The 5,657-nt window shown below is 39.4% G+C and carries 5 protein-coding genes and 1 pseudogene; 3 read left to right on the plus strand and 3 right to left on the minus strand.

The window, feature by feature from the left end:
• Positions 1 to 111 precede the first annotated feature (111 nt).
• Complete coding sequence (locus I6751_RS04790; RefSeq protein WP_196591581.1) at positions 112 to 1,626, minus strand: PucR family transcriptional regulator; 1,515 nt, start codon at positions 1,624 to 1,626, stop codon at positions 112 to 114.
• A 138-nt stretch (positions 1,627 to 1,764) separates the two neighbouring features.
• Between I6751_RS04790 and I6751_RS04795 the strand changes: the two genes are divergently transcribed.
• Positions 1,765 to 2,142, plus strand: coding sequence for a tautomerase family protein (locus I6751_RS04795; protein ID WP_196591580.1), 378 nt, complete (start codon positions 1,765 to 1,767; stop codon positions 2,140 to 2,142).
• A gap of 183 nt (positions 2,143 to 2,325) precedes the next feature.
• On the opposite strand, the pseudogene tnpA reads toward I6751_RS04795, so the two are convergent.
• Both tnpA and I6751_RS14170 read right to left on the minus strand, forming a co-directional pair.
• Positions 2,326 to 2,583, minus strand: a pseudogene (tnpA, locus tag I6751_RS04800) (IS200/IS605 family transposase); the annotation flags it as partial.
• Between the two features lie 318 nt (positions 2,584 to 2,901).
• Positions 2,902 to 3,132 carry a hypothetical protein gene (locus tag I6751_RS14170; protein ID WP_462139359.1) on the minus strand — a complete coding sequence of 77 codons (231 nt, stop codon included), beginning with the start codon at positions 3,130 to 3,132 and terminating at the stop codon, positions 2,902 to 2,904.
• 85 nt (positions 3,133 to 3,217) lie between these two features.
• Here I6751_RS14170 and I6751_RS04805 point away from each other — a divergent pair, with 85 nt between their 5' ends.
• Both I6751_RS04805 and I6751_RS04810 read left to right on the plus strand, forming a co-directional pair.
• A complete protein-coding gene (locus tag I6751_RS04805) occupies positions 3,218 to 3,367 on the plus strand; it encodes a hypothetical protein (RefSeq protein ID WP_196591579.1) in 150 nt (49 codons plus the stop codon).
• 188 nt (positions 3,368 to 3,555) lie between these two features.
• Positions 3,556 to 4,926 (plus strand): MATE family efflux transporter, encoded by a 1,371-nt coding sequence (locus I6751_RS04810; protein ID WP_196591578.1) that lies wholly within the window; start codon positions 3,556 to 3,558, stop codon positions 4,924 to 4,926.
• Positions 4,927 to 5,657: the final 731 nt, after the last annotated feature.

Raw genomic sequence — 5,657 nt, forward strand, 5'->3', positions numbered from 1 at the left:
TTAACTCTTTATTAACTATCATAGAAGACCTTATTTACAGACTTTTATTCATAGCCCCCATGAACCCAGTCGCCACCTAGCTTCATGGCATAGAGTAGGTAAGTTGCCTGGCTACATTGCTGAACCTTTTTCGCACATAATCTCTAATGCAATCATGAGGTAAAAACATGTACGTGAATCTTCCAAATTCATGCCGAGAAAGTTTTTAATTCTTTCTAAACGATCGATAAAGGTTGTTCTATGGATATACATTTTTTTTGCTGCGTGTGTTACGTTATATTTCTCTTCAAAATACGTTTTCAAGGTTTGAATATATTGTGTATTATGGGCCCTATCATATTCTCTCATTTCAATCAATCCATTTGGGCAAAGAGACTCTGGAATAAGATTTTGATAAGAGTTTTTAAGCATGTACTCTAAACAATAATCTTCAAACTTATAATAGCACATATCGGAAGCTGCATTTGCACCAAGTTCCAGTGCGGAAAAAGCTTGAATGTAATAATTTCTCACGTTGTTTATAGTATTAAAATCTCTGCTTATACCCGCTTTAAAGTTGCTATTTTGCAAAAATGCGTACAGTCTTGCTTCAATAGCTTTAGAGTCACTTAGCAGGGAGCGATTTACAATTGCTACTATACAATTGTTGTACTCAAATACAACCGCCGAAGGCAGCAAATTCTTAATCTGGTCACATTGATATTTAATCGTATTATAATGTAAATCCGATTCAGTCAGTTCAATATAGCAAAGATAAAAAGTGTGGCTCGCTTTCCAATTGAACAACATGAGTGCATTTTCAAAAGACTGCCGGGAAATCTGTTGCTGATTTAGATACTGTTTCATAAAATACTCTAATGAGAAAGACTTATTTTCATTGCTTACTAAATTCTGTTCAAAATGAAGCAGAACGTAATATGCCATATGCTGTAACAGAATGGAATCACTCTCCCGGAAGGGAATATTGGTTTCGATGAGAGATACGAATACCGCAAATTGACCTTGTGAGCGAACGATCAGACAAAGATGACGATCATCCCTTAAATCTCCCTGGCAAATAATCGGTACATCACTTTGCCACATTTTATGATAAATCGGGTCATACTTAAAATTATTGATAAATCTTTGCGGTATATATGTATATTTAATATTCTGCGGATCGTTACGCGGCCCGGCAAGTATTCGATAATCCGAGTCGCATAAATAAATGGGGTTCTGAAAGATGGAATCAGATACATTAACTATATCCTGTAAATCCGAATAGGCATTAATACATTGTTGCATCTGTTGATCCCACAGATCATATTGATCATATATTTTTTGCAGCATGTTAAATAACCGAAAAATATCCAGGCTTTCTGAAACGCAGAGTATGGAAAAGCTTTGTGCAACATAGTCTTCCGACGGTTTTCCGATACAAATAAGGCAGCTTTCAGGTTCACCTGTGAGCAAATCGGGTAAAGTTACAGCGGAAGCCACATAGAGATGATTGCGTTGTAATACGTTTTGTTGAACGTAGTGCTCAGGACGATTTAAATTCAAAGCATCGGGAAAATCACCATATTTCCTGAATGTAATATAATCTGAAAGCTGCTCGGAAATCAAACTAGCGCTTAACTGCATCATTCACACTCCTTTTTGCACTACAAATTGTAGCATTTCCCTTAAAAATATTCAATGAATTACGGCTATCAATCATCAAAACAGTATAGTAAAATAATATTGGGCGTAAAATGATACTATAAATTATAGGGGGAATATAAAATGCCACAGATTAATATTAAAACATTAAAGCTGGATCAGGAGAAAAAAGATCTTATTGCTGAAACCGTCTATGAAACTGGAAAAAGAATATATGGGATTCCGAACATCGAAATATACTTTAATGAATATGATAATTGCTATATCCGTGGAAAGTTAGTTGCTAATCAAACGGAATCTATCCTGGTAGAACTTCAAGGCCCAGTTCTTGATAAAGCAAAAAGGGCCGAATTTTGTAAAGAAATAAACGAAAAAATCCATATGATTATGAAAGGCGCAACAGGCTTTAAGCTTTGTTATTTTTGGGATAATGGTGCCGAAAACGAGTTTGCCGGAATGAATGGCAGGTTATTTTCGGAGATATTCAAGAATACACATTAACGCATGCAGAACTCTAGGTGAAATGTTTTTTGCCGAACAAAAATCATGACCACCCGTAAAACGGGTGGTTTGCACAACGGCTATAAGCCGTTATTATTAGGCCAGCGTCTAAAGGCGCTGGTTTTCACTTTGTTCAGGCCGCATTGCCCTTGCCACTTTGGCCGCTCCTAAAGGAGCTATATATTAGTTTCTAAATGGATCTGCATATTCTTTTACACTAAGTTTATCCAAAGCTATATCATGTTTATCTTGTTCTTTTATATATTTTCTTATTGTAGCTTCGTTTAAACCTACTGTTGTTACGTAATATCCTTCTGCCCAAAAGTGCCGATTACCATACTTGTATTTTATATTTGCATGTTTATCAAATATTTCTAAAGCTGATTTTCCTTTCAGATATCCCATAAAACTTGCTACACTTATTTTGGGTGGTATACTTACCGAAGTGTTTTTAATGCCAATATCAGCGCAACGATTGCCACCCAATGATATAAGTCCTAAATTTGATAAGTAGCTAAGCTGTGCCAAATCAAGAGCATTGCGCAATCCAGCGACAAACCACTAAAAAGAATTAAAGCTGTTAATAGCTTGAACAAACTTAAGGGCATTATTTAAAGAATAAAATGCGCTACTACTGAACAATAGAGGCATGGTAATCCAACAGTACAAAATATAATTTTCCCCAAGGCGTTGTCAACAAGAATATTTATAAACATAAAAAGTATGACCCTTAATAGTCAACAAAGATATTTTCCAATTTTACTTTTTGTGGCCTGCATTAATTGGATCTGGGTAGATAATGATTTCTATGTTTAATTTTTGTTGAATATCAAGCTGTGCCTGTTTGATAACATTATGAATGATTGAAATGTTAAGATGTGCCGGAATGGTGGCATATATGGAGCCGATCTTTTTGTTTGGGCCGTAGTCATGGATTATTAAGTCATGCATGCCAAGGATGCAGCTATACGGCGCGAGAATATTTTCTATTTTACTGCTAGTACATAAACGGCATGACCTGCTAAAATTGTGTCGCCCGTATGCAAAACCCGCTCAATTTCCTGCACAGGTATCTATGCGAAGGTGGATTTGCACAGAAAAAGCCGTGATGCGCATGAAGGAAGATTTGCTGGATCAGGTACTGCGTAATGCTGTCGTGAGGGCTAGCTATACCGTAGGAACTATTCAAATCGGCAACGAGGGGTTATGGCAAAAAATAATCTGATATATGCAGGCCGTAACAGTACAGGTTTGCTTAACCTATTAGTTGACAATTTTTGTAATGAATGCTACAATACCTTCGAACTCTAATCATATGTGATTTGAGAGGTTCATCGGAGGGCTAAAAGGCCAGATAAGATGTCGGGATTAACCCGGTATTTTATCTGGTTTTTTATTTTAAGGAGGCAGAGCATGGAAAGCAAGGAAACTGTAAACTTTGAGCCAATCGACAAGCAATTCACCAAGTATGTGGTCCCATCGGTTATAGCGATGAGTGTCCAAGCTTTTTATACGGTGCTTAACGGTATAATTGCCGGCCAAGGGAACGGTGAAATTGCACTCGGTGCGATAAACATCGTATTGCCCTTCTATATGGTCATAATCGCCTTGGCAATGCTTGTCGGGATCGGCGGTGCCAATATATATTCCTTCCATAAGGGTAAGGGAGAAATGGAAGCGACAAACAACATCTTTTGCCAGTGCTTGGCATTATCCGCCATCATCGGAGTGACGCTGGCTCTGGTGGGGTTCTTCAGCCGAGAAAATCTGGTGTTGTTCTTGGGCGCAAATGAAGAAATGTTTCCTGCTGCCGTAGCTTACCTAAAATGGCTGGCACCCTGTTCGCTATTGCAGATGGTCGTATTTGTGCTGATCGTTTTTGTTCGCAATGATGATGCACCCAAACTGGTCATGGTGGCTTCTGCCTTTGGAGCGGTAGTCAACATCATTCTCGACATTATTTTAATTTTCGTTATGCATTTCGGCATCGAAGTGATCGCCCTAACAAACGGCATATCCATGCTGACTACGGGTGCATTCTTCATCCCTCATTTTGCGGACCAAAAAGGGCTGCTACGAATCTGCAAACCGATATTTCACTTTAATGATATAAAAAGAGTTCTAAGTAATGGCGTTGCTTCTTTCCTGATGGAATTCTGGCAGTCGGCGATTGCGCTCAGCTTTAATCTGGCGTTGGTCCATACAGTGGGAACGCTCGGTGTGTCAGCTTATTCCATCGTTACCTATGTGTGCGCCCTCATCAATATGATTTTAATAGGTGTCACGCAGGGCGCACAGCCGCTCATGAGCTTTTACCACGGCAAGGGCGATGCGAAGGCATTTTCCCATGTCTATCGTCTTGGTGTGCGCACTAACACCATGATCCCGATTCTCTTGGTGGCAGGTTGTGCCGCCTTTGGCAGCAAGATCGTTTTGTTGTTCCATTCAGGCAATCTTGAATTAACGGTGTTAACCGTCCAGATGTTCCGCCTGTTTCCTTTGGGATTTATCTTTGTGGGACCTGTACTGATGAATATTCTCTTCTTCCAGGCCACCGAACGAAATACCTATGCAACACTGATATCTTTCCTGCGCTGTATAGGCTTTGTGCAGGTGTTCCTGCTACTGTTTATACACCTCTTTGGTGCCAATGGAATCTACCTTTCCTTTTTGGCCGGTGAGATGTGCCACTTTATTCTTTCCCAGATATTAGTTCAAAAAACGATGAAAAAGCTAGAGAAGAAGGTCGGGGAAATGAAGGCTGATATCCCGGAGGCACCATGAAGATCACCACTATCAGTCGGGAATATGGATCAGGAGTGCGTATAATAGGGCACCATTCTCATCGGACTATCATCATCTTTATTCTGCCTGCTCCATTTATTAATCTAACGTGATCTAACTAGCTACAAAAACTTCACATCCCGGACCACTGCCTCTGTGACATTCCTTCGCTTACTGTCTGTTCTCCCTCTAACTATCGAGCATGCAGGCGGCCTCAATTGCCACATGGTAGTTTCCTTTTCCCACCTGTTCAATGAGTTCCAAGTTCCGCCAGTGTGTCCCATGCTATGAAGTCAATAGCCGTTCGTTTCCTCCCAGACCTTGATCTTAAAGGCTATAATCAAAGAACCTTGCCGCTTGCCGTGACCCGCAGCATGTCCAAGTTTTGGGACACGTTCCACCAGGAAGACCCTATTCATGCATCCCATTGTTAAATACGTTATCACAGACTCTACTAGGCTTATTGGTTTACGTTAAAAATAATGAATTAGGTTGCCAACCCCGAGTTTGTTTCTGTAAAGAATATCACAATCGTACATTTATTGGCTGCCGTATGGTGGTTGATTCTATTAAAATAATAAATTTCTATTGCAGAATTCAATCACTCATCTGTTGATTTGACTAACTATCTATGGAGACTAGTTCTATAAAAGTAGTCATAAAAATTTCACAACCGGAGGGGATAATCTATGAGGAAAATCACATCAATTTGGACTGATATAATAAAAGCG

The organism is Pectinatus frisingensis (assembly GCF_015732285.1).
Classification (GTDB): domain Bacteria; phylum Bacillota; class Negativicutes; order Selenomonadales; family Selenomonadaceae; genus Pectinatus; species Pectinatus frisingensis.